Annotated in this window: 21 protein-coding genes; 17 read left to right on the top strand and 4 right to left on the bottom strand. The window is 65.4% G+C overall.

Annotated features, from left to right (window positions below; all coding sequences use genetic code 11):
* From IAE34_RS14490 to yacG, 4 genes are all read left to right on the top strand, one after another.
* Positions 1 to 1038 (top strand): type II secretion system F family protein (locus IAE34_RS14490; RefSeq protein WP_200139653.1); only part of this gene is annotated, 1038 nt, incomplete at its 5' end.
* Between the two features lies 1 nt (position 1039).
* Positions 1040 to 1906, top strand: a complete 867-nt coding sequence (locus IAE34_RS14495; protein ID WP_200139654.1) for a prepilin peptidase — start codon at positions 1040 to 1042, stop codon at positions 1904 to 1906.
* Complete coding sequence (gene coaE, locus IAE34_RS14500; protein ID WP_200139655.1) at positions 1906 to 2529, top strand: dephospho-CoA kinase; 624 nt, start codon at positions 1906 to 1908, stop codon at positions 2527 to 2529. Before IAE34_RS14495 ends, coaE begins: the two co-directional genes overlap by 1 nt.
* Positions 2526 to 2726 carry a DNA gyrase inhibitor YacG gene (yacG, locus tag IAE34_RS14505; protein WP_200139656.1) on the top strand — a complete coding sequence of 67 codons (201 nt, stop codon included), beginning with the start codon at positions 2526 to 2528 and terminating at the stop codon, positions 2724 to 2726. The genes coaE and yacG overlap by 4 nt, the downstream gene beginning before the upstream one ends.
* Before the next feature lie 37 nt (positions 2727 to 2763).
* Here yacG and IAE34_RS14510 read toward each other — a convergent pair whose 3' ends face one another.
* On the bottom strand, positions 2764 to 3426 hold the full coding sequence (locus tag IAE34_RS14510; protein ID WP_200139657.1) for an energy-coupling factor ABC transporter permease: 663 nt from the start codon (positions 3424 to 3426) through the stop codon (positions 2764 to 2766).
* A gap of 109 nt (positions 3427 to 3535) precedes the next feature.
* Between IAE34_RS14510 and IAE34_RS14515 the strand changes: the two genes are divergently transcribed.
* Positions 3536 to 4165, top strand: a complete 630-nt coding sequence (locus tag IAE34_RS14515; protein WP_200139658.1) for a DUF1780 domain-containing protein — start codon at positions 3536 to 3538, stop codon at positions 4163 to 4165.
* 278 nt (positions 4166 to 4443) lie between these two features.
* Positions 4444 to 5739, top strand: coding sequence for an NAD(P)/FAD-dependent oxidoreductase (locus tag IAE34_RS14520; protein ID WP_200139659.1), 1296 nt, complete (start codon positions 4444 to 4446; stop codon positions 5737 to 5739).
* A gap of 61 nt (positions 5740 to 5800) precedes the next feature.
* Here IAE34_RS14520 and phnN read toward each other — a convergent pair whose 3' ends face one another.
* Complete coding sequence (gene phnN / locus IAE34_RS14525) at positions 5801 to 6352, bottom strand: phosphonate metabolism protein/1,5-bisphosphokinase (PRPP-forming) PhnN (protein ID WP_200139660.1); 552 nt, start codon at positions 6350 to 6352, stop codon at positions 5801 to 5803.
* Positions 6353 to 6634: 282 nt separating this feature from the next.
* On the opposite strand from phnN, the gene IAE34_RS14530 reads away from it, so the two are divergent.
* The 3 genes from IAE34_RS14530 to IAE34_RS14540 all read left to right on the top strand — a co-directional run bounded on the left by IAE34_RS14530 (position 6635) and on the right by IAE34_RS14540 (position 11562).
* On the top strand, positions 6635 to 9718 hold the full coding sequence (locus tag IAE34_RS14530; protein ID WP_200139661.1) for an autotransporter domain-containing protein: 3084 nt from the start codon (positions 6635 to 6637) through the stop codon (positions 9716 to 9718).
* Between the two features lie 111 nt (positions 9719 to 9829).
* On the top strand, positions 9830 to 10813 hold the full coding sequence (locus tag IAE34_RS14535) for an OmpA family protein (protein ID WP_233631157.1): 984 nt from the start codon (positions 9830 to 9832) through the stop codon (positions 10811 to 10813).
* A 116-nt stretch (positions 10814 to 10929) separates the two neighbouring features.
* Positions 10930 to 11562 (top strand): LuxR C-terminal-related transcriptional regulator, encoded by a 633-nt coding sequence (locus IAE34_RS14540; RefSeq protein WP_200139663.1) that lies wholly within the window; start codon positions 10930 to 10932, stop codon positions 11560 to 11562.
* A 20-nt stretch (positions 11563 to 11582) separates the two neighbouring features.
* Here IAE34_RS14540 and IAE34_RS14545 read toward each other — a convergent pair whose 3' ends face one another.
* A complete protein-coding gene (locus IAE34_RS14545) occupies positions 11583 to 13199 on the bottom strand; it encodes an ATP-binding response regulator (RefSeq protein WP_200139792.1) in 1617 nt (538 codons plus the stop codon).
* A 57-nt stretch (positions 13200 to 13256) separates the two neighbouring features.
* Positions 13257 to 14873, bottom strand: a complete 1617-nt coding sequence (locus IAE34_RS14550) for an ATP-binding response regulator (protein ID WP_200139664.1) — start codon at positions 14871 to 14873, stop codon at positions 13257 to 13259.
* A gap of 105 nt (positions 14874 to 14978) precedes the next feature.
* On the opposite strand from IAE34_RS14550, the gene IAE34_RS14555 reads away from it, so the two are divergent.
* The 8 genes from IAE34_RS14555 to IAE34_RS14590 all read left to right on the top strand — a co-directional run bounded on the left by IAE34_RS14555 (position 14979) and on the right by IAE34_RS14590 (position 22873).
* Complete coding sequence (locus tag IAE34_RS14555) at positions 14979 to 15611, top strand: response regulator (RefSeq protein ID WP_200139665.1); 633 nt, start codon at positions 14979 to 14981, stop codon at positions 15609 to 15611.
* Positions 15612 to 15861: 250 nt separating this feature from the next.
* Positions 15862 to 16434, top strand: coding sequence for a hypothetical protein (locus IAE34_RS14560; protein WP_325100996.1), 573 nt, complete (start codon positions 15862 to 15864; stop codon positions 16432 to 16434).
* A gap of 160 nt (positions 16435 to 16594) precedes the next feature.
* A complete protein-coding gene (locus IAE34_RS14565; protein ID WP_200139666.1) occupies positions 16595 to 17476 on the top strand; it encodes an EAL domain-containing protein in 882 nt (293 codons plus the stop codon).
* Complete coding sequence (locus IAE34_RS14570; RefSeq protein WP_200139667.1) at positions 17473 to 17880, top strand: hypothetical protein; 408 nt, start codon at positions 17473 to 17475, stop codon at positions 17878 to 17880. The genes IAE34_RS14565 and IAE34_RS14570 overlap by 4 nt, the downstream gene beginning before the upstream one ends.
* 92 nt (positions 17881 to 17972) lie before the next feature.
* The gene (locus IAE34_RS14575) at positions 17973 to 18521 is read left to right on the top strand and encodes a fimbrial protein (RefSeq protein ID WP_200139668.1); all 549 of its coding nucleotides are present in this window, start codon (positions 17973 to 17975) and stop codon (positions 18519 to 18521) included.
* A gap of 32 nt (positions 18522 to 18553) precedes the next feature.
* A complete protein-coding gene (locus IAE34_RS14580; RefSeq protein ID WP_200139669.1) occupies positions 18554 to 19246 on the top strand; it encodes a fimbrial biogenesis chaperone in 693 nt (230 codons plus the stop codon).
* A 16-nt stretch (positions 19247 to 19262) separates the two neighbouring features.
* Positions 19263 to 21806, top strand: coding sequence for a fimbria/pilus outer membrane usher protein (locus IAE34_RS14585; protein ID WP_200139670.1), 2544 nt, complete (start codon positions 19263 to 19265; stop codon positions 21804 to 21806).
* A gap of 38 nt (positions 21807 to 21844) precedes the next feature.
* Complete coding sequence (locus IAE34_RS14590) at positions 21845 to 22873, top strand: fimbrial protein (RefSeq protein WP_200139671.1); 1029 nt, start codon at positions 21845 to 21847, stop codon at positions 22871 to 22873.
* The last annotated feature ends 10 nt before the right edge of the window (positions 22874 to 22883 follow it).

The following is a 22883-nucleotide window of genomic DNA, read 5'->3' on the forward strand; positions in this document are numbered from 1 at the left end:
GGGCGGCGGCGGGCGGTGGAAGCGCCGGGGTTTTCGCGGCAGCTGGCCACGCTGCTCAAGGCTGGGGTACCGCTGCTGCAAGCGTTCGAGGTGATGGCGCGCAGTGGGGTGGATGAGAGGATGGTCGAGCTGCTGCGGCGTGTGCAACAGGATGTGGCGGCGGGGCTGGGGCTGGCCGATGCGTTGCAGCGTCAGCCGCAGGGGTTCGATGGGCTGTACTGCAATCTGGTGCGGGTGGGCGAGCAGTCCGGGACGCTGGATCGGCAGCTGGAACAGTTGGCGGACATGCTCGAACGGCGGCAGGCGCTGCGGCGGCGGGTGAAGAAGGCGATGCTGTATCCGATGATTCTGCTGCTCACGGGGCTGGGGGTGGCGGCCCTGTTGTTGCTGGAGGTGGTGCCGCGCTTCGAGGGGATGTTTTCGGGGGTGGGCAAGGAATTGCCGGCGTTCACTCGGTGGGTGATCGACCTGTCCGAGGGGTTGGGCCGGCATGTGCTGTGGTTATCGGCGCTAGTGGTGGGTGTTGGGCTGGGGGTGGGCAAGGCGTATCGGGATCACCTGCCGGCGCGGCTGTGGATGATTCGCCAGGCATTGCGGGTGCCGGTGTTCGGGCGCCTGCTCAGCCATGCGGCGCTGGCGCGGTTCGCGCGCAGTCTGGGCACGGCCTACGGCGCGGGGGTGGCGCTGCTCGATGCGCTGCACACGGTAGCGCCAGCCAGTGGCGATGCCTTGCACGAAGCGGCCATCCGGCAGTTGCGCCAGGGCATGGCCAATGGCTTGGGGTTGAATCAGGCGATGGCGCTGGAGCCGCTGTTCACGCCGTTGCTGGTGCAGCTCACGGCCATCGGCGAGTCCAGCGGCACGCTGGATGCGATGCTGAACAAGGCGGCGTGCCATTACGAGGAACAGGTGGGGCTGGCGCTGGAACAGTTGACCAGCCTGCTGGAGCCGGCCATCGTGCTGATCCTCGGCGTGCTGGTGGGTGGTCTGGTGGTGGCCATGTACTTGCCGATTTTCCAGTTGGGTAGCTTGATCTGACATGAACCTATGGACATTACTTGCCGAGCAGCCGGGTGTTTTCCTAGCGGGCGCGGCGTTACTCGGGCTGCTGGTGGGCAGCTTTCTGAACGTGCTGGTGCTGCGCTTGCCGGTGATGCTGGAACGTCAATGGCAGCACGAGGCCCGTGAGGTGCTGGGCCTGCCGACAGTGACCCATGCGCGGTTCGACCTGTGCCTGCCCGCCTCCCACTGCCCGGGGTGCGGGCATCGGATTCGGGCGTGGGAAAACATCCCTGTAGTGAGTTACCTGATGCTGCGCGGGCGCTGCTCGGCATGCCGGGGCCGCATCGCCGTGCGTTATCCACTGGTGGAGGTGGGCAGCGCGGGGCTGTCGCTGGTGGTGGCCTGGCATTTCGGGTTGGACTGGGCGGCGCTGCTGGGGCTGGTGCTGACGTGGTGCCTGCTGGCCTTGAGCCTTATCGATGTGGATCATCAGTTGCTGCCAGACAAACTGGTGCTGCCGACGCTCTGGCTGGGGCTGTTGGCCAATGCCTTCGGAATGTTCGTGCCGCTTACCGACGCAGTGTGGGGCGCGGCGCTGGGTTACCTGAGCCTGTGGTCGGTGTTCTGGGTGTTCAAGGGGATCACCGGCAAAGAGGGCCTGGGCTATGGCGATTTCAAGCTGCTGGCGTTGCTGGGTGCCTGGGGCGGCTGGCAGGTGCTGCCATTGACTGTGCTGCTGGCGTCGGTGGTGGGCGTGGTGATCGGCCTGAGCTTACTGAAGCTCAAGCGGACTTCGTTGCAGACCACCCTGCCCTTTGGTCCCTATCTGGCGATTGCGGGGTGGATTGCCTGGCTCTGGGGTGATGAAATATATGCTTCCTACATGCAACTGCTCGGATACTGATGACCACAGCAGCCTTCACCCCTTGGATTCTCGGGCTCACCGGCGGCATCGGCAGCGGCAAGAGTGCGGCGGCCGAGCGTTTCGTCGAACTGGGCGTGCACCTGGTGGACGCCGACCAGGCGGCCCGGTGGGTGGTGGAACCTGGCCGACCAGCGCTGGCGAGCATCGTCGAGCGCTTCGGCGCGGGGGTGCTGCTGGATGACGGCACGCTCGACCGTGCGGCGCTGCGTCAGCAGATTTTCGCCGACCCGGCCCAGCGGCGCTGGCTGGAGCAACTGCTGCACCCGTTGATCGGGCAGGAGATCTTCAGCCATCTGGCCAAGGCCGAGTCGCCCTATGCGGTGTACGTGTCGCCCTTGCTGATCGAGTCGGGCCAGTACCGGAAAACCCAGCGCATTCTGGTGATCGACGTACCGCAGCAGGTGCAGATCGCTCGCACGTTGCTGCGCGACGACACCAGCGAGGCGCAGGTGCAGGCGATCCTGGCGGCGCAGTTGTCGCGCGAGGAGCGGCTGCGTCATGCCGACGACGTGGTGACCAACGACCGTGACCTGACCTGGCTGCACGCGCAGATCGATCAATTGCATGCCTTTTACCTGACTTTACGAGGAGGCCAGCCTTGAGCCAGCCAATGACCGTCGATTGCCCGACCTGTGGCGCCCCTGTGGAATGGACCGCAAAAAGCCCCAACCGCCCATTCTGTTCCGACCGCTGCAAGCTGATCGACCTGGGCGCCTGGGCGGCCGAAGAACACAAGATCCCGGCAGCGCCGGAGTCCGAAGACGAGCTGTACTCGGGGGATCTGGAGCCGCGTCATTGAGAGGCCGACACTGCATGCCCCCAGCGTGCATCTGGCCTCACTCCTGCAAATACCGGGTACGGTCGAAGGTTTCCAGCCACTCCGGGCAGAACACCACCAGGGCGCTGATCACCGTGCCGTTGATGAACGCCTCGGGGAACAGCATCAGCCAGAGGTAGCCGACGAAGTCGCCCAGCCACTCGGGCATGGCGAACAGGCCGTCCCACCACAACAGGGTCATCGCCGCCAGCAGGCACAGCACGGTGGCCAGGGCGGCGGCGAAGAAGCCGGAGCAGAAGATGTAGACGAACAGGTTGCGCGGCTGGGCGCGCTCCACCAGGTTTGCGCAGGTTTCGGTGACCAGCACCGGCAGGCCGACGATCAGCAGGCCATTGATGCCCAGTGCGGCGAGGTCCTGGCGGCCCAAGGCGAGCAGGCCGAGCTGGGCCAGGCAACCGCCGAGCACGGCCAAGGGCCAGTCGAGCAGCAGGGTGACGGCGGTCATGCCGAGGAAATGGAAAGACACGCCCGAGTCGAAATCCCGCCGTACCAGCCACAGGGCGAACAACCCGAGCACGGTGCCGAACAGCAGGTGCTGGCGGCGCAGGTCGCTGAACAGCTCGATCCAGCGGGTGCGGCTGGCGGCCCACAGCAGCAGCGGCACATAGGCCAGCCAGCCGAGGGTCAGGCTGGTGGTGGACAGGACCTGGGCGCTGATCATGGCGAGCTCGGCTGAAGGCGGATGCAGCCGAGTCTAGTCCATTGCGCAGCCGCGATTATTGCGTGAAGACAAGCGCTTATCCTTCACAATTGCAGGCTAAGCTGTGTGCATGGATGACTCAGATTACCTGCGCCTGCTCACCATCCAGGCCGAACAAGCCAATGCCTTCCTGTCCAATGCCCGCAAATGGGAGCGCGAGCGTTGGGTCTGCCAGCGCCTGCTGCAAGGGCTGAACATTCCCTACCGCAGCGAGGACTTCACCCCTGCCGGGCAGGAGCCACCGGACGTGCTGTTTCGCGATGCGGCGTTCGAGGTGTTCTTCGTGCTCGACCAGGGCCGGCGCCTGAACGACGAGTGGCGCGAGGAATTGCAGCGGCGGCGCAGCGCCTTTTCCCTGGCCCAGCTGGTACGGCGCGAGGCGAGGCCACGGCGCATCAGCGCCCAGGAGCTGATCGGTCGTCTGGGGCCGACGCTGAACAAGAAGGCGCGCAATTACCGTGAACGTGGCCTGGTGCTGGGCGAGCTGGACATCATCGCCTTCGCCAGCCTCAAGCGCGAAGTGCTGGACCTCAACAGCCACTTCCCGCCGCCCACCGAGTACCTGCGCCAGGGCTGGCGCTCGCTGTCGCTGGTGGGGCCGACCTTCGCCCGGGTGTTGTTCGCCCACCCGGATGCCCCGGATTTCCTGCGCGCCAACCTGGGGCGCAGCATTCTGTTCGACGTGGGCATCAGCCTTTGAGTGGGTGCCGCAGCCGATGGTGATGATGGACACTCGGCAGCGCAGATGAAAGGGATTATCATCCGTTTCACCTGATCGCTCCGAGGCTCTGCGAACGTTGTACCGCCTTCGCACTCCAACACGTCTATCCCTGCGACACACCGCCCCGTCCCGGGCCGTGCCGTCGAGCCGCACGCCCTGTGGACCGGTGCTTCGAGCTGCCTTGCGCTCGCCCTCCCCTGTGCTGAAGCGGCCGGACCTCGTGTCCCCGAATTCCGTAAAACTTGTGAGATATTCCCATGACTCATCGCATCGTGATTGTCGGCGGCGGCGCCGGCGGCGTGGAACTGGCGACCCGCCTGGGTAAAAGCCTCGGCAAGCGCAAGCAGGCCGAGATCACTCTGGTCGACGCCAACCTGACGCACATCTGGAAACCGCTGTTGCACGAGGTGGCGGCCGGTTCGCTGAATTCGTCCGAGGACGAGCTGAACTACGTGGCCCAGGCCAAGTGGAACCACTTCAATTTCCAGCTGGGCCGCATGAGCGGCCTGGACCGTGAAACCAAGCGCATCCAACTGGCCGCGACCCTGGATGAAGACGGCCGCGAGCTGCTGCCGGCGCGCACCCTGGGCTATGACACCCTGGTGATCGCCGTGGGCAGCAACACCAACGACTTCGGCACCCTGGGCGCAGCGCAGCATTGCCTGTTCCTGGACAGCCGCAAGCAGGCCGAGCGCTTCCATCAGCAACTGCTCAACCACTACCTGCGCGCCCATGCCGGCGACGCGGCGAGCGAGAAGATCAGCGTGGCGATCGTCGGCGCCGGAGCCACCGGCGTGGAACTGGCGGCCGAATTGCACAACGCGGCGCAGGAGCTGGCGGCCTACGGGCTGGACCGGATCCGCCCGGAAGACATGCACATCACCCTGATCGAGGCCGGCCCGCGCGTGCTGCCGGCGCTGCCGGAGCGCATCAGCCAGCCGGTGCACAAGACCCTGGAGAAACTTGGGGTGAAGGTGATGACCAACGCCTCGGTGAGCGAGGTGACCGAGGATGGGCTCAAGACCGCTGGCGGCGAAGTGATCCAGGCCAGCCTCAAGGTGTGGGCGGCAGGCATTCGTGCGCCGGGCTTCCTCAAGGACATCGACGGGCTGGAAACCAACCGCATCAACCAGCTGGTGGTGCGCCCGACCTTGCAGACCACCCGGGACGACGACATCTTCGCCTTCGGCGACTGCGCCGCGTGCCCGCAACCGGACAGTGACCGCAATGTGCCGCCGCGCGCGCAGGCGGCGCACCAGCAGGCCTCGTTGCTGGCCAAGAGCCTCAAGGCACGGCTGGAGAACAAGCCATTGGCCACTTACACCTACAAGGACTACGGCTCGCTGGTGTCGCTGTCGCGCTTCTCGGCGGTGGGCAACCTGATGGGCAACCTGACCGGCAGCGTGATGCTGGAGGGTTGGCTGGCGCGGATGTTCTATGTGTCGTTGTACCGGATGCACCAGATGGCGTTGTATGGGGTGTTCCGCACGGCGATGCTGATGCTCGGCAGCAAGCTGGGCCGCAGCACCGAGCCGCGCCTCAAGCTGCACTGAGGGAGGGGGCGGGGGCGGCTGCCAGCGGCTCCCGCCTACCGGCTGGCTCTGTCTGAAAAACCTAGCCGTAAAGGTGCGCGAGCAGCCGTGACACGGTGTCGGCCAATGGCCCGGAATTATCCAGCACCCGCAGGCCCGGCTCGGCCTCGCGCGCCTCGCTGGCGAAGCGGGCGTTGCGCGCCAGGCGTGCCTGCACCTCCTCCAGCGTTTCCCGCCCGCGATCCAGCAGGCGCTGGCGCAGCACGTCCTGGGCGACGCTGAGCAGCACCACCTGCAATGCCGGATAACGCTCTCGGGCCTGGTTCAGGTAGCCGCGCGAGCCGTTGACCAGCACGTCGCGCCCCTGCGCCAGCCAGTCGTCTATCACCCGTGGAATGCCATAGTGCAAGCCATTGGCCTGCCAGTGCAGGGCAAATTCGCCTTGTTCGCGCATCTGTTCGAACTGCGCGGTGCTCACGGCCATGGCGGCCTCGCCGGTGGCCTCGGCGGAGCGGGTGATGACCCGCCGGGCGATGCACGCCCCCCTGGCCGTAAGCGGTTCGCGGGCCGCATCCAGCAAGCTGTCCTTGCCCGAGCCGGACGGCCCGATGAGGTAGATCAACCTGCCTGCCATCGCTTCCCCCTCTACCTTCGACGGCCCCGCCCCCGCGTGACCTGTCGTCATGACCGAATTGTCGCAGCCGTTGGCCGATATCGCGACATTCGCGCGCTCGGCGGCCTGGAGCCCGCGCTGTGCGCGGCTTCACGTTCTGCGACACGCTAGCACATGCGTACTATTTTCAGCGCGTCGACCCCTCCCGATACTTCCCCTGTTAACCCGTTGCACACAAGGAACGCCCTCGCCCACCGGGCTGGCAGCCACTTGCGTGGCCACTATGGAGTATCTGGAGTCACTATGAACCCCTTATTCAGACTATCCCCGCTCACCTTCGCGATCACGCTCGCCGTGATGCAGAATGCGCACGCGGCGGACTACACCTTGACCAGTGGACAGGAAACCTGGAGCAGCGATCGCGTGATCGACGGCTCCATACAGATCCGTCCCAGCAATGGCGTGCCGGCCACCTTGACCATCAACAGTGGCGCCGATGTCATCAGCCAGGGCGGCCGCGTCGGTGGCGTGTCGAGCAACAGCGCAGACTCCGCCGCCATGGCCACCGTGGTGGTCGAAGGCGCTGGCAGCCGCTGGGTAGTACCGCGCAGCAACGCCGTGCTGGGCAATACCATCGTCATTGGTGGCTCAGGCCAGGGCACGCTCAATGTGCTCAACGGCGGCGAGGTGTCGGTACGCGATCTGCAGCTCAGTGACAATGGCAACGCCGGCAACCAGTTCTCCCGCGCCAACCTGCTGGTCGACGGCCAGGGCTCGAAGGTGGACACGGTCAACGTGACTTCAGGTGGGGTGTTCCTCTACGACTCGCGCATCACCTTGCAGAATGGCGGACAACTGAGCAGCGAAAAGGTCGCCATCAACTCGATCAGCGACCTCTCCGGCGCAGGCACCCGCTGGGACAACACCGGCACGTTCAGGAACCGCAACGACCTGACCGTGCGCGATGGGGCCGTGCTCACCACCGATTCCATCGCCCTGGGCTCGGCCAACATCGACCGCAATACCGTCGTCAACGTGACCGGGGAAGGTACCCGCCTGAGCACCCGAGCGATGACCCTCGGTACCACCACCTCCACCACCAATCTGGTATTGGCCAATGGTGCAGAGCTGAGCAGCACCGAAGGGATCGACATCAGTGAGCTGACCAGCATCAACTCAGCCGGTCGTGGCACCCTGAGCATTGGCGGCGCCGCGGTCCGGAACGACGACCTGACCGACATCGACGCCATCACCGCAGGCACTGCGCAAGCGGCCGGCCGCCTCGACCCGCAGAGCGCGATCCGCTTCGGCGCCAGCGGTGGCGCCGTGGCCTTCAACCATACCGACAGCGACCTGCAGGTGAGCAACGCCATCAGTGGCGCGGGCCGGATCTACTCGTTCAGCGGCAACACCACCTTGAGCGGCGACCTCACCGGGCTGTCCGGCAGCACCGTGGTGCGCGGGGGGCGCTTGGTACTGGCCGGCAACGTCGACCAGACCAACCCGCGCGGCACCTCGCTGCTGAGCGTCGGCAACGGCACCCTGGTGGTGAACGGCATCGTCGGCCACACCGACAGCACCGGCGCCTACAGCAACCGCGCCCAGGTACTGGACGGCGGCGTGCTGGCCGGTACTGGGCAGATCGGCAACACCCAGGTCGCCTCGGGCGGTACGCTGTCGCCGGGCGAAGGGGCGCTGGGCACCCTGTCGATCAACGGCAACCTGGAGATGGCGGACGGATCGCGCTATGCCGCCGACATCGCTGGCGACGGCGGTGCCGACCGGGTCAACGTGACCGGTACGGCGACCCTGCGCGGCACCCGCGTGGACGTCACCACCCTCAACGAAGCCCAAAGCTACCAGAACGGCCAGACCTACACCCTGCTCGCCGCGCAAGGGGGCCTGGTCGATGGCGCCGCGGCAGGCACGGCCTACGCCCAGGCGTTCACCAACTCGGCGTTCCTCAACGTCAGCCTGCAACGTACGGCCAACGAACTGAACCTGACCATCGCGCAGAAGACCACCACCCCCGAGCCACCGGTCGAACCGCCCGTCGAGCCGCCGGTGCAGCCACCTGTGGAGCCGCCCGTCGAGCCGCCGGTGCAGCCGCCTGTTGAGCCGCCCGTCGAGCCACCGGTACAGCCGCCCGTCGAGCCACCCGTCGAGCCGCCGGTGCAGCCACCGGTAGAACCACCGGTCCAGCCACCGGTAGAGCCGCCGGTCCAGCCACCGGAAACCGGCGGTGGTTCGGGCACGCCAGGCATCTTCCAGACCGTCGCGCTGACCCAGAACCAGTGGAACACCGCCGGCGCCCTGAGCGTGCTGCAACAAAGCGGCGACCCGCTGCGCCTGTACAACAATCTGCTGGTGCTCGATGCCGACAGCGCCCGCAACGCCATCGACCAGCTTTCCGGCGACTTCCACAGCAGCACCGGCACCGCGCTGATCACCAACAGCCAAGTGGTCTCCGGCGTGCTGGGGACCCGCCTGCGCGGCCTGCTCGACAGCGGCACCGTGCGCATGCCGCTGGGCGCGTCGAGCTTCATGCCGACCACGCCTGAAGCCCCGGGCGGTGCCTGGGCACAGACCTTCGGCAACTGGTCGCGCACCGACGGCGGCAACGGCGCCAGTGGCCTGCACCAGAAGACCGGTGGTGTGCTGGTCGGTGCCGACGGCAGCATCACGCCAGACTGGCGCGCCGGGGTGTACGGCGGCTACAGCCGCTCGAAATTCGACGCCGACGACCGCGATGCCAAGGGCAACAGCGACAACTACCACCTGGGCCTGTACACCGGTGCCCAGCTCGACGCCCTGCGCCTGAGCGCGGACGTCGGCTACACCTGGCACAAGCTCGACAGCACCCGCAACGTGGCCTTCGCCGGCTTCGACGATCACCTCAAGGGCAAGCGCGACGCCAACACCCTGCAAGCCAGCGGCGAAGCGGCCTACCGCATCGGCCTGGGCGCGGTGGCGCTGGAGCCGTTCGTGGGCGTGTCCTACGTCAAGTACGACGCCGACAGCTTCCGTGAGAAAGGCGGCCCTGCGGCGCTGTCGGTGTCCAGCGAGAAGCAGGACACCTGGTTCTCCACCGTGGGCCTGCGCGCTTCCACCCACACCCGCGTCGCCGAGCGCGACACCGAGCTGTACGGCTCGCTGGGCTGGCGTCGTGCCTACGGCGATCTGGACCCGCGCAACGAGCAGTCCTTCGCCGGTGGACCGAATTTCGAGGTGCAGGGCATCGCCCAGACACGCAACGTGGCACTGACCGAAGTGGGGGCGAAGGTGCGCCTGACGCCGCAGACCGACCTGGGGCTGTCGTACCAGGGCCAGTTTGGCACGGACACGCGTTTCCATTCGGTGAACGCGGGCGTCACGGTACGCTTCTGAGTCGTCGTGGCGGCCTTTCCAGGTCGCCGCTCAGCCGCCCGGGCCCGACGCTGGATGACAGCGCCAGGCCCGGGCGTTTTCATGAAACCGCCCTGCCCCCACGAGTCCCCCATGAAAAAGACCTTGTCCACTGCCCTGGCAGTGACGATCGGCCTGTGCGTGACCATCAGCTGGCTGCCAGAGGCAACGGCTGATGTCGCCCCCACGGCTACCAAGAACCCGGCACCTTTCGAAGCCGCCAGGCTGCCGGTATCCAGCGTCGCCCTGGGCGCCTTTCCCTACCTGTCCCTGCCTGACGGCTACACCACCGGCAGCACACCGGAGGTCATCGACTTCGATGAGATTCCGTTCTGGACCGGCGACCGGCTACAGCCGGTGGAAGGTCGCGCATGGTCGGCCAACATCACGGCGGCCGAAGGCAGAACCTTCTCTCAGCTGGAATTGACGCGCAATATCGAGGCGCTAGTAAGGGCCATGGACGGTCAGAAGATCTTCGACGGCAGGTTCGACCAAACCACTCTCCAAGCCCTGGACACCTGGCCACGGGAGTTCACCCAACGCTACAACAGCGGTCTGGGCGATGTGTGGAACAACCCGGCGCAGGTCTTCGTGGTCCATCGCGCCGACCGCGACATCTGGATTCACCTGTGCAGCTACGCCTACGGCGCCGGCCTGCTGATCGCCGAAAGCAAGCCGCTGGACATCACCGCCCGGCTATTGCCGGCCGAACAGCTCAAGGCGCAGATGGACGCCAACGGCAAAGTGTCCTTGAACGTGAACTTCGCGACCGACCAAACGCAGATCCTGCCGACTTCGCGGCCGCAACTCGATCAGGTCGTGCAGTGGCTGCAGGCCGAGCCGTCGCTGCACTTGCAGATCGATGGTTACACCGACGACCAGGGCGATGCAGCCCATAACCAGGCGCTCTCCGAGGGCCGGGCCGGGGCGGTGATGGCGCTGCTGGTGACCCAAGGGATCGAGCCGGGCAGGCTGTCCTCGGCAGGCCTGGGCGCCGCCAATCCGGTCGCCGACAACGGCTCGCCGGCAGGTCGTGCGCAGAATCGTCGAGTGGAACTGGTCAGGCGCGCGCCCTGATCTTTCATCGGACTAGCACACCTGTACTAGCCCACGTGCGCTATTTCTAATGCGTATCGAGTCCGACATCATCGACGCCAATCATTATTGTGCCGAATGGATTCCACGTCCTCAAAATGACTTGCCGAATTATTGTGGCAGATGAACATCCGCTATATCGCGAGGGGATGATTGGGCTACTCAAATCCTTGATCCCCGACGCGACCATCGCGCAAGCGGGACACTTCGAACAGGTGCGTTCGCTACTTGAGGACGCGCCGCCGGTGGTGATGTTGATGATCGAACTTCGCCTGCCCGGGCTAAGTGCCGTCGCCGAACTTTCCAAGTTGCGCCAGTTGCAGGAACGTTCATTGATCGTCATCGTCGTCTCCGCCATCGAAGACCCGGAGCTGGTCGAACTGATCATGGACACCGGCGTCAACGGTTTCATCGGCAAGAGTTGCTGCGCCGACCAGGTGCGCAAGACCATCAGCGCCATCCGCAAGGGCCAGGTGGTGGTCAATTGCCAGGCCGTCGAAGTGCAGGCCTGCGAAGCGGACGAGCAGACCGGTCGGCTGACCGCGCGCCAGCGTGAAGTCTGGCAACTGGTCGCCCAGGGCAAGACCAACAAGGAAATCGCCGCGGCACTGGAGATCTCACCCTACACCGTGCGTATTCACGTCTCGTCTCTGATACGCACGTTGAACGTGCCCAACCGCGCGGTGGCCGCCGCGCGCTTCGCCGGTCGCTACACCAGCCAGGCGCTGTAGCGGGCCGGCCGCTCGCGCCCTCAGGCTTCGCAGCGCTCGCCGGCGATGGCCTTGACCTGCTCCAGCAACACCGCGCGCAGCTCGGGCGGGCGTACCGGCTTGGCCAGTACGGAAATGTTCAGGTCCGCCACCAGCGCGCGAATGCGTGACATCTCGTGACCGGTCATGATCATCGCCGGCACGTCCCAGCCTCGCTGCCTGCGAATGGCGGCGATGCATTCGGCGCCGGAAATCCGCCGACCCAGATCGTAGTCGGCGATGATGATGTCGCACTCGGTGACCACGTTCAGCCCGTCGCTGTGTCCCTCGACCTCGCAGCCCCACTTCTCCAGCAGCGCCGAGGTGGCCATCAGCACACTGGCGTCGTCTTCCACCAGGCACACCCGCAGCCCCTGCAAACGATTCTGGGTGGGGATGGGCCGTGTTTTCTCGATGCCCGGCGCGGTGCGCACCAGCCCATGAACCGTGGCCCGGGTACCGTGGCCCTCGCGGGAATCCAGCTGCACCTGCAAGTCGATCAGCCGGCCGATGCGCTGGACGATGGACAGCCCCAGGCCCAGGCCCTCGACGTCCTTGTCGCGCTCATGGCGCACCCGGTAGAACTCCTTGAACACTTCGGGCAGGTGCTCGCGGGCAATGCCGCGGCCCTTGTCGTAGAGCACGATGGCCAGCCCTGTGCCGCGCCGCCGCACGCCGATCAGCACCGGTTGGCCGGCGGCGTACTTGAGGGCGTTGGACAGCAGGTTCTGCACCATGGTGGTCAGCAGCCCCGGATTGACGTTCACCCAGTGCCGGCAGGGTCGCAGGCGCAGCTCGACGCCCGCCCAGCGGGCCGCTTCCTGGTTCTGCTTGACCACATCCTGCAACAGCGCGTTGAGGTTCACGGGCTCGGATTGCGGCTCGAACTGGCCGTTGTCCAGGGTATAGATGTCCAGGATGGAGCGGAACAGTTGCGAGACGGTGTGCAGCGAGCGGTCGATGTTGTCCACCAGTCGCAGCTCTTCGCGCCCCAGGTCGGCATCGCGCAGGCAGGCGGTGAACAGGCCAATAGAGTGGATCGGTTGGCGCAGGTCGTGACTGGCCTGGGCCAGGAAGCGGGACTTTTCCTGGTTGGCGGCCATGGCGTCCTGGGACGCCTGGCGCGTGCGCTTGAGCAGGATATCGGCGTAGGCCGGCACCACGATGGTGGTGACCATCAACGTCAGGAACATGAAGGGTTGCGAGTGCCAGTAGGGGTCGAACCAGAACACCAGCACCAGGGTGGCCAGCGCAATGACCGTGGCCCAGGCCAGGTAGCGCGAGCCGAAGCGCATGCCGTTGCCCAGGGTCACCCACAGCAACGCCGCGTAGATCGGCAACGCCGCCTCGCCCCCCAGCGCCAGGGCGAAGGCGATGCCGGCGTAGTCGTGGAGCATGGACAGCAGCCGTCGCCAGAAGAAATGCCCCGGCCAGCGCTTGATCGCCAGGCGCAGGAACACCGAGACCACGATGAAGGTGGCGATGTAGGTGACGATCGGCAGGTAGACCACCGCATGGTCGGCGCTGAGCAGGGCCAACGCCAGGATGTACAGCAGCGCCAGGCTACTGACGATCAGCCTCAGGGTGGCCTGGTCGACCTCGCTTTTCACCTCGGCCATGTTCAATGCACGGTGTCCCGCGCCAGCGCTGTTCAATGACAACCTCCTTGTTGAATGTCAGACCGCCAGGCGGGCCTGCTCCATGGCCTTGACCTGTTCGAGCAACACCGCGCGCAGTTCGGGCGGGCGCACCGGCTTGGCCAGCACCGAGATGTTCAGGTCGGCCACCAGCGCCCGGATACGCGCCATCTCGTGGCCGGTCATGATCATCGCCGGCACGTCCCAGCCACGCCGCTGGCGAATGGCCGCGATGCATTCGGAGCCGGAAATCTGCGTGCCTAGATCATAGTCGGCAATGATGATGTCGCACTCGGTGATCACGTTCAGCCCATCGCTATGGCCCTCCACTTCGCAGCCCCACTTCTCCAGCAGCGCCGAAGTGGCCATCAGCACACTGGCGTCGTCCTCCACCAGGCACACACGCAGGCCGTGCAGACGGCTCTGGATCGGCGCGGGACGGGCGACTTCCTGACGCGCGGCGATGACATTCAGGCCGTGAATGGTCGCGCAGGTGCCGTGGTCCACGCGCGAGTCCAGGCGCACCTGCAGGTCGAGCAACTGGCCGATGCGCCTGACGATGGACAGCCCCAGGCCCAGGCCCTCGACGTCCTTGTCGCGCTCATGGCGCACCCGGTAGAACTCCTTGAACACGTCCGCCAGATGCTCGCGGGCAATGCCGCGGCCCTTGTCGTAGAGCACGATGGCCAGCCCTGTGCCGCGCCGCCGCACGCCGATCAGCACCGGTTGGCCGGCGGCGTACTTGAGGGCGTTGGACAGCAGGTTCTGCACCATGGTGGTCAGCAGCCCCGGATTGACGTTCACCCAGTGCCGGCAGGGTCGCAGGCGCAGCTCGACGCCCGCCCAGCGGGCCGCTTCCTGGTTCTGCTTTACCACATCCTGCAACAGCGCGTCGAGGTTCACGGGCTCGGATTGCGGCTCGAACTGGCCGTTGTCCAGGGTGTAGATGTCCAGAATGGAGCGGAACAGTTGCGAGACGGTGTGCAGCGAGCGGTCGATGTTGTCCACCAGTCGCAGCTCTTCGCGTCCCAGGTCGGCATCGCGCAGGCAGGCGGTGAACAGGCCGATGGAGTGGATCGGCTGGCGCAGGTCGTGACTGGCCTGGGCCAGGAAACGGGACTTTTCCTGGTTGGCGGCCATGGCTTCCTGCGACGCGATGCGCGTGCGTTTGAGCAGGATGTGCGCATAGGCTGGCACCACGATGGTGGTGATCATCAGCATCAGGAACATGTACGGCTGCGAGTGCCAGTATGGGTTGACGTTGAACACGACGACCAGCATCGACAGGGCGATCACAGTGGCCCACGCCAGGTACTGCGAGCCGAAGCGCATGCCGTTGCCCAAGGTGACCCACAGGAGTGCGGCGTAGACCGGAAGTGCACCCTCGCCACCTACGCACAGGGCAAAGCAGATGCCGGCATAGTCGTGGAACATGGCGAACAGACGGCGCCAGAAGAAATGCCCGGGACGGCGCTTGATCAACATGCGCAGCGGCACCGCCACCGTGATGAAGAAGGCCATGTACCAGAGGATCGGCGAATACAGGGCGAAATCGTTCGACGGCAGGCAGGCGACGATGAAGATGTACAACGAAGCGCACGTACTGACCGTCAGGCGCAAGGTAGCCTGGTCCAGCTCGCTGTTTTTCTCCGTCATGTTCATGCACCGGCTCCAGCGCGGGTTCGCGCCTGAAAGTTGGGAAACCCCAGGTAAACGTTTGCGTTACTATGCCCGCATTCGAGCGAGGAATGGATCTGGGACATGTCGTGCAGAATCATCGTGGCAGATGACCACCCGCTATTTCGCGAAGGCATGCTGCGCACGCTCGAAAGGCTGCTGCCCACTGCCCAGGTGGAACAGGCAGGCGACCTGGAAGCGGTGCTGAAACTCGCGCGCCAGGGCGATGAAATCGATTCGCTGATTCTCGACCTGCGTTTTCCCGGCCTCACTTCCCTCTCCGTCATCGGCCAACTTCGCGCAGAATTCAAGCGAACCTCCATCATCGTGGTGTCGATGGTCGACGACCTGGATATCATTTCCCAGGTCATCGCCCAGGGCGCCGACGGCTTCATCGGCAAGAACGTCGATCCCGCGGGTATCGCCGAGGCCATCATGGCCATCCGCGAGGGCGAGGTGGTGGTGCGTTACAACCCGGAAAACCCGGTTCTGGATCCGAGCCTGTCAGCGCTCACGGTGCGGCAGAAACAGGTGCTCGGGCTGATTGCGGCCGGTAAGACCAACAAGGAAATCGCCAAGGAACTGGGCATATCGCCTTTTACCGTGCGCATTCACGTGTCCACGCTGCTCAAGGCCCTGGGTGTGCCGACGCGCGCGGCGGCGGCGGCCCAGTTCAGCAACTTCGCGAGCCTGTCGGGTTGGCCGCAAGAGCACTGAAGTGCAACGACCGAGCATGCGGAAGTGGCCAAGTTCTCGCCCCACAAGTGCCTATCAGGTGATCGAGCCCGCGCAGTTCGCCGACCGCCGATGATGGCCGCCGGCAATTATATACAAGCGGCCCTCAAGGGCACTTAGCACATGTGTGCTATAGCCTAACGCGACCGGCGCGAATACCCTTTCCCCGCACTTTAAACTCTTGAAATGACTGACCCAGCCGATACTTTGCTATATCGCTGGATGTGCCCCCGTGCGCGTCCCGCTCGATGCCCGTCGACAACTTCAGCTGGCGCAGTCGCTCTCCTCTACAGGTGATGTCATGGCGCATGCAAACATTAAACTCATGAATGTCGGATTCGCCCTGTGCCTGATGACTGGCGCACTCGCCGGCTGCAATGGCTCGGGCAACATGGACGTGATGAAGTCCTTGAACGCATTCAATTCCGGCTCGCAGAAATATGACGTGGCTTATTTGAAGAGCACCCTGATTCCGGGCAAGACCACCAAATACCAAGTGCAGCAATTGTTCGGTGCACCCGCGCAACAGTCCCTGGATTCGACCAGCCGTAGCAATGGTTCCAACTGGACCTACAGCAAGAGCGAAGAAGGCCTGGACAAGTATATGGCACTGGCTCACAAGTATGTGTCCACCGAAAACAGCTTGAAGATGTACAACGCCACCGCACAGCTGTCCAAGGCCCAGGGCGTGATGAACGATGTGGGCGGTGTCGCCGGCGTCACCGCACCGAGCGGTCAGCCCCAGGGCTCGCAGTTGATCATCTACTTCAAGGACGATGTCGTGGATTACTACCGGCTCTACTGAGGCCGCGCGCGGTTCGCCGTCCGTGGCAGGCTGCGCCGGACGCCTGGCACGGGCCGGGCGGTGAATGCGGGACCTGGCACGAACTGGAATATTCCGGCAACGGCCAGCAGGGGGGCTCGCTACAGTCGACCTCCCGCAACGACCCGCCGGCCTTCCTGCAATGACCCGTGCCTTCATCCGCGACTCTTCGCGCGAACACAGATCCCGATCATCGCTGCCCCGCGACTTCACCAGCAGCGCTCCTTTGGCCTACGCGCAGCCGCAGATCAACCTGCGCTCGCTGGAACTGGAGGGCTTCGAGATCCTGGCTCGCTGGGCCCATCCGCAGCACGGCCTGCTGCACCCGGCCCAGGTGCTGCCTCATATCGGTTTCATCCAGCACCTCAATGCCTTGACCGAGGCCTTGCTGCGCCAGACCTTGGCGCACATGGCCAGCTATCAGCCGCCTGTCGCAGACTGCCGAGTAGGCTTGAATGTCGCGCTGGGACAGCTGACCGATGACGCGTTCGTCGAGCGCCTGTGCCAGCTGTGCGATCAACGCACCTCGGGCCTGAGCCTCGTCCTGGAGATCACCGAGCAAGCGTCGATCGCCAGCGAACGGACGCCGGGCGCTGCGCAGCGCGCGCTGCAGCGACTGACCGGCTGCGGCTGGCTGATCTCACTGGACGACTTCGGCACTGGCACCTCGACCTACGAACGGCTCTGCACCTTGCCGGTGAGCGAGATCAAGATCGAGCGGCACTTCATCGAAAAACTCGGCGCGCCCAACGCCCGCGAAGAGATCATCGTGCAGCACCTGGCGCGGCTGGCCGCCGAACTCGGCGTGGACTGCGTCGCCGAGGGGATCGAGCGACGCGAGCAGTTGCTGACGGTACAGGCCCTGGGTTGCAGCCGTGGCCAGGGCTACTTGTTCAGCCCGCCCATGGCCTTGCAGAGCCTGCACAGCTGGTGCGCGGGGTGGCAGACGGCGCGCTGCCGCACGCAGTTTCTCGAGCAACTGCGCCAGGGCGCGGAGTTCACCGACGGGGCGAGCCGGTCATGAAACCGACCTGCCCGCTGTCGGTGTTCGTCTGCACCAGCAGCCCTTATCGACGCGCCACCTTGCAGAGCAAGCTCAACAACCTGCGCCAGTTTCACATCCATCACTGCTCCAGCCTGCAGCCCGCCCCGCTGATGCTCGCCCAGGCGCCCATCGGCCTGCTGTTGATCGATCCCGCCGAGCTCTACGACCTGGCCCCGCTACTGGTCGCGGCGCCAAGGCCGGTACGTGCGGTGCTGTGCACGCGAACCGTCGAGCGATTCGAGCAGCGCGTGCTGGCCCGCCTGTTGCGCGCCACGGGCGCGGAGTTGCTGGGTGAGCTGCCTGCGGATTGCCCTGTGGCCAGCCGCCAGCGCGCACTGTGGCTTCACCTGCAAGCGCTGGCGCGCTCGGCGACACCGCGCTGAAGACTGGAATTTTCCAAGGATCGGCGGCCCGTCCGACTTTTATTCTGGTCATGTAACCACCCTACCTCTAACACCCAAGGAGTACATGACCCATGTTTCACCCCCGTGCATGCCTGACCCTCAGCCTTCTGGCGCTGGCAATGTCCACCACGGCCGCGCAGGCGAGCGACGGCAAGATCACCTTCAACGGTTCGATCACCGATGCTGCCTGTGCCATCGCGATGGGCAGCGAAGACCTGACCGTCAATCTGCCTCAGGTCACCGCCCATGCATTGCCGAAGAAGAACGCCAAAGCCGGGAGCACCCCGTTCCAGATCAAGCTGGACGACTGCTCGGTGGAAACCTTGAAGAACGCCACCATCACCTTCAACGGCCGGCCCGATGACAGCGATGAGACCCTGCTGCACCTCAGTGGCGCCAAAGGCGTGGCGCTACAGCTGGGCTACGAGGACGGGTCATTGCTGAAGCTCAATACAGCCAGTACGGCGATGAAGCTCAACAAGTTCAGCAACGCGTTCGACCTGACCGCTGCCTACGTCAGGACCGCCGCCGATGCTACCCAAGGCACAAACGCCAACGACGCCAACTTCACCGTCGGCGCGGTCAGCGGCGTCGCCGACTTCACCATCAACTACAAGTAACGTCGGCCCGCACCCGCAGCCTGGAGATCGAGATGAACCACGCCTTACTCGCCAGCCTGGTGCTGCCATGGCTGATGGCAGCCCCCATGGTCCAGGCTGCGGTCGCCGTCGGCGCGACCCGGGTGATCTACAACGCCGCCCACAAGGAAGCCAGCCTCGGGGTGAGCAACAAGGGCGAAGGGCTTCCTTACCTCATCCAGTCGCGGGTGCTGCCCTATGCCAGCGACCAGCAGAACGACCATCCCGACTTCATCGTCACCCCGCCGTTGTTCAGGCTCGATCCGAACAGCGAGGGCGTGCTGCGCATCATCGCCACCCCGCAGAGCCTTTCCGACACCGAGGAAACCCTGCTCAGGCTGGAGGTCAAGGCCATCCCGGCGCTGCCCGAGCAGGCGGACAATCCGAACATGCTGCAGATCGCCATCAAGACCTCGCTGAAACTGTTCTACCGACCCGCAGCCCTGCAAGGCGACCTGCCCGGCGCCGTGCAAGCGTTGCGCTGGCGAAGCGAGAACGGTCGGCTGAGCGTGTTCAATCCTACCGGCTTTCACGTGGTGGTCGACAGGCTGACCTTGAACGGCCAGGCCGTCACCACTGATGCTCCGGTGCTCGCGCCGCACCGCAGCACCGCGTTGTCCGTCGCCACGCGCGCCGGCGCGCGCTTGCACATGGACTACATCAACGACTACGGAGGCGTTGCCGGCACTGCGTACACCGTAGAGTGATCCGGCGCTTCCTGGTATGGCACGACTGCACTCCCCTTCTCGTGGACCCGGCGCCGCCCTGGCACTGGGCCTGGCCTGGTCGGCCGGCTGCTGGGCCGACTACCGGTTCAACCCGATGTTCATCAGCCAGGGCCGGGCGCTGCCGGCGGAAACCGTCGCCCAGCTCGAACGCCTTGGCCGAGGACAGCTGCCCGGTACCTACGAGGTTGAACTGTCGATGAACGACCGGCTCGTCGGGCGCCGCAGAATCGAGTTCATCAGCGACACCCAGAACCTGGGCGGCTCGGCCAGTGGCCTGTACCCCTGCCTGAGCATCGAGCAACTACAAGCCCTGGGCGTGCAGGGCGACACCCTGCGCAGCATCACCGTGCAGGGCCAGCGCTGCGTGCTGTTCGGCAGCATCCTGGACGGGCTTCGCTATACCCATGATTTCAACCATCAACGCCTGCGCTTGCAAGTTCCACAGGCCTATCTGGGCAGACCATCCCTGCAGAGCATGCGCCAGCAGTGGACGCCTGGGGAAAACGTGGCATTTCTCAACTATGGGCTTTCGGGCAGCCAGCAGCAGTCCAGCCATGGCAGCCGACACCACCAGTTCGGCTCGTTGAACAGCGGCGTGAACCTGGGCAACTGGCGTCTGCGCAACTTTTCGACCCTGCGTTCGGGTTCATCGGGTTCGGGCACGCGGATGCAGTCCCTGGAGAACTACGCACAGCGCGACCTGCCCGACTTCATGGCGACCTTGACCCTGGGTGATGCCCAGACCGACGGCGAGCTGTTCGACGCCCTGCCCTACCGAGGCGTGAGCCTGGCATCGGATCTGGGCATGCTGCCCGACCAGGCCCAGGGCTTCGCCCCGGTGATTCGCGGCACTGCCACGGGCCGCTCGCGGGTGCAGATTCGCCAGAATGGCAACCTGATCAACGAGCGGTGGGTGCCTGGCGGGCCCTTCGTGATCGACGACCTCTACCAAACGGCCAACAACGGCGACCTGGACATCCGGGTGATCGGCGAGGATGGCACGGAGCAGCGCTTCACCCAGTCGTTCACCTCGGTCCCGTCCATGCTGCGCGAGGGGCAAACGGTTCATGCCTTCATGGCTGGCCAGTACCGCCCCGGCGAAGGCGCCGACCTCCAGCGCCCAGGCTTCGTGCAGCTCACCACGCGCCGCGGCCTGGCGTCGGATCGCACGCTGTATGGCGGCATCCAGGCCAGCGAGGATTACCAGGCTGCCGTGCTTGGCCTGGCCACGAGCCTGCGCTACTTCGGCGCGCTGTCGCTGGACGTCACCCAGGCTCACAGCGGCGCGGTCGGCCTGCGCCAACGCAGCCGTGACGGGCAGTCCTATCGCGTGCGCTATGCCAAGTCGTTCGCTCCCTCCAGCACCAACTTCAGTCTGGTCGGCTATCGCTATTCCACGGCGGGCTACTACTCGTTGCAGGAGATGCTCGAAAGCCAGCGCGACCAGCGACCGGACGATGCGCCGTGGGATGGCGGGCATGTACGCAGTGGCCTGACCGGCAACATCGTGCAGCCGCTCAATCGCTACGGTGCGATCTACGTGAGCGCCTCACGCCTGGACTACTGGAACCGGACGCGCGCCACGTCCTCACTGCAGGCCGGTTACAACTTCTCCTGGGGCGACGCGTCCTGGTCGCTGACCGCCAGTCACAGCAGCGGCAGCGGTCCGGCGTCGAACAGCCTGGCCCTGAGCGTCAGCCTGCCACTGGGCCGCGCCGGGAGCAGCCAGCGTTTGTCGCTGAGCCACAGCCAGGGCGACGATCACCGTCAGTTCAGCACCGCCACCCTCAGTGGCAATGCCCTGGCCGACCAGAGCCTGGGCTACAGCGTCCAGGTCGGGCAACGTACCGACGAGCGCCGCGCCGAAGCCAACTACACGCTGTCCGCCCGCTACACCGGCACCCAGGCCGATGTGCAGGCGTCCTACAGCGAGCAGTCGCAGAGTCGTCAGTTGGACTACGCCGTCCAGGGCGGCATCGTGCACTATCGCCACGCGACCGTGTTCACCCAGCCGCTGGGCGAGACCAACATCATCGTCGAAGCTCCCGGTGCGGCCGGTGTGCCGGTGGTCAATCGGCAATCGGTGGCCACCGACGCTGGCGGCTATACCGTCCTGCCCTCGACCCAGCCCTACCGCGTCACGCGCGTGGCCTTGCAAGCTGCCGAGTTGCCGGACGACATCGAAATCCGCGACCTGGTGCAGCGCGTCACCCCGACCCGTGGCGCCTTCGCGCTGGCGCGATTCGACACACGCCAGGGCCGCAGGATTCTGCTGACCCTCACCGACCTGCAGCAGCGGCCAGCGCCCTTCGCGGCCACGGCGGTGCTGCGCGACGAGCAGGGTCAGGTGCTGGGCGATGCCATGGTCGGCAACCAGGGCCAGGTGTACCTGACCGGCGTGCCGGCGCGCTCGCGCCTGAGCGTCAGGGTCGGCCAGCAGCTCTGGTGCCAGCTCGACTTGCAGCTGCCTCCAGAGACGTCCGCAGGTGTCCGGGTGCAGCGCCTGGAGCGACAGTGCCCTCGCCCGGCGCCGCATTGACCCCTTGCCGATTTTCCTTCGCTCGAGACCCATTACCCATGACTTCCCTATCGCATCACGTTCTGCGGCTGATCCCGCTCATCGGCCTGTCAATGTGGGCCAGCCTGGCCCAGGGCGAGGTCAAATGCTCAGGCTACTACGGTCACTCACTCCCCTGGGCCACCTCCACCATCAAGCTCGAGCCCGTCACGGTCCCTCCTACCCTGGCGGTCAACCAGGTCATCGCCCAGGTTGAAGACGCCAGTCTCAGCCAGGTGGGGGAGTTGCTCGATTGCGATGGCCTGACCGATGGTGAACTGGCCTGGAATGGCGGCGACTTCCCCCAGACCAACTTTCCGAGGGCAGGCGACATGGACTCGGGTATCCCGGGCGTGGCCATCCGCCTTGTGATCAGCCCAGGCAGTACCGGGCACTTTCTCAATTGGCCCACCGGCAGTTTTCCCCGACAGGTGTGGCATGTGAAGGGATGTCGCCAGTCCAGCGACTGGATTCATTTCTTCTGCGGCGGGATGTGGGGCAAGTTGACGGTGCAACTGATCAAGACCGCGGCGCGTACAGGCACCGGCCGCATCGGCTCGCGGCACTTGGCCGCGGCAGGATTCGTCAGGCGCGTACCGCATGCCTACAACTTCACCCTGGCGCCGGTGGACGTTCGCAGCAGCGGCTGCGAAGTGCGCACTCCCGAAATCAACGTGAACCTGGGCGAGGTGTCGAGCCGCGAGATGCAGGGCGTGGGCAGTACCTTCCAGGCCCAGGCCTTCAGCATCGGGCTGGACTGCATGGCCGAAACACGGATTCGCCTGAAGCTGGACGATGCCGGCGGCCGCAAGTCCGCGGTGCCCGACATCGTGTCGTTGACCGAGGCATCCGGTCACGCCAGTGGTGTCGGCGTGCAGATTCTGCACGGCAACGCGCCGGTGCGCCTGGGCGAGTTCATGGATGTCGGTCAGCCAGGCAGCGCCGGGGCTTACGACATCGCCCTCCAGGCCCGCTACTACCAGACCGAGGAACAGGTCAAGCCCGGCACGGCGAACGCGCTGGCGTTTTTTTCCTTGGAGTACCGCTAGAGCGCTAGAC

The organism is Pseudomonas sp. S30, from assembly GCF_016518545.1.
Lineage (GTDB): Bacteria > Pseudomonadota > Gammaproteobacteria > Pseudomonadales > Pseudomonadaceae > Aquipseudomonas.

Coding starts and splice junctions, on each gene's coding strand:
- IAE34_RS14550 (WP_200139664.1), bottom strand. CDS start 14,873: ATGACGGAGAAAAACAGCGAGCTGGACCAGGCTACCTTGCGCCTGACG.
- coaE (WP_200139655.1), top strand. CDS start 1,906: ATGACCACAGCAGCCTTCACCCCTTGGATTCTCGGGCTCACCGGCGGC.
- IAE34_RS14570 (WP_200139667.1), top strand. CDS start 17,473: ATGAAACCGACCTGCCCGCTGTCGGTGTTCGTCTGCACCAGCAGCCCT.
- IAE34_RS14585 (WP_200139670.1), top strand. CDS start 19,263: ATGGCACGACTGCACTCCCCTTCTCGTGGACCCGGCGCCGCCCTGGCA.
- IAE34_RS14545 (WP_200139792.1), bottom strand. CDS start 13,199: ATGGCCGAGGTGAAAAGCGAGGTCGACCAGGCCACCCTGAGGCTGATC.
- IAE34_RS14555 (WP_200139665.1), top strand. CDS start 14,979: ATGTCGTGCAGAATCATCGTGGCAGATGACCACCCGCTATTTCGCGAA.
- IAE34_RS14495 (WP_200139654.1), top strand. CDS start 1,040: ATGAACCTATGGACATTACTTGCCGAGCAGCCGGGTGTTTTCCTAGCG.
- IAE34_RS14580 (WP_200139669.1), top strand. CDS start 18,554: ATGAACCACGCCTTACTCGCCAGCCTGGTGCTGCCATGGCTGATGGCA.
- IAE34_RS14565 (WP_200139666.1), top strand. CDS start 16,595: ATGACCCGTGCCTTCATCCGCGACTCTTCGCGCGAACACAGATCCCGA.
- IAE34_RS14535 (WP_233631157.1), top strand. CDS start 9,830: ATGAAAAAGACCTTGTCCACTGCCCTGGCAGTGACGATCGGCCTGTGC.
- IAE34_RS14575 (WP_200139668.1), top strand. CDS start 17,973: ATGTTTCACCCCCGTGCATGCCTGACCCTCAGCCTTCTGGCGCTGGCA.
- phnN (WP_200139660.1), bottom strand. CDS start 6,352: ATGGCAGGCAGGTTGATCTACCTCATCGGGCCGTCCGGCTCGGGCAAG.
- IAE34_RS14590 (WP_200139671.1), top strand. CDS start 21,845: ATGACTTCCCTATCGCATCACGTTCTGCGGCTGATCCCGCTCATCGGC.
- IAE34_RS14540 (WP_200139663.1), top strand. CDS start 10,930: ATGACTTGCCGAATTATTGTGGCAGATGAACATCCGCTATATCGCGAG.
- IAE34_RS14530 (WP_200139661.1), top strand. CDS start 6,635: ATGAACCCCTTATTCAGACTATCCCCGCTCACCTTCGCGATCACGCTC.
- IAE34_RS14520 (WP_200139659.1), top strand. CDS start 4,444: ATGACTCATCGCATCGTGATTGTCGGCGGCGGCGCCGGCGGCGTGGAA.
- IAE34_RS14510 (WP_200139657.1), bottom strand. CDS start 3,426: ATGATCAGCGCCCAGGTCCTGTCCACCACCAGCCTGACCCTCGGCTGG.
- IAE34_RS14515 (WP_200139658.1), top strand. CDS start 3,536: ATGGATGACTCAGATTACCTGCGCCTGCTCACCATCCAGGCCGAACAA.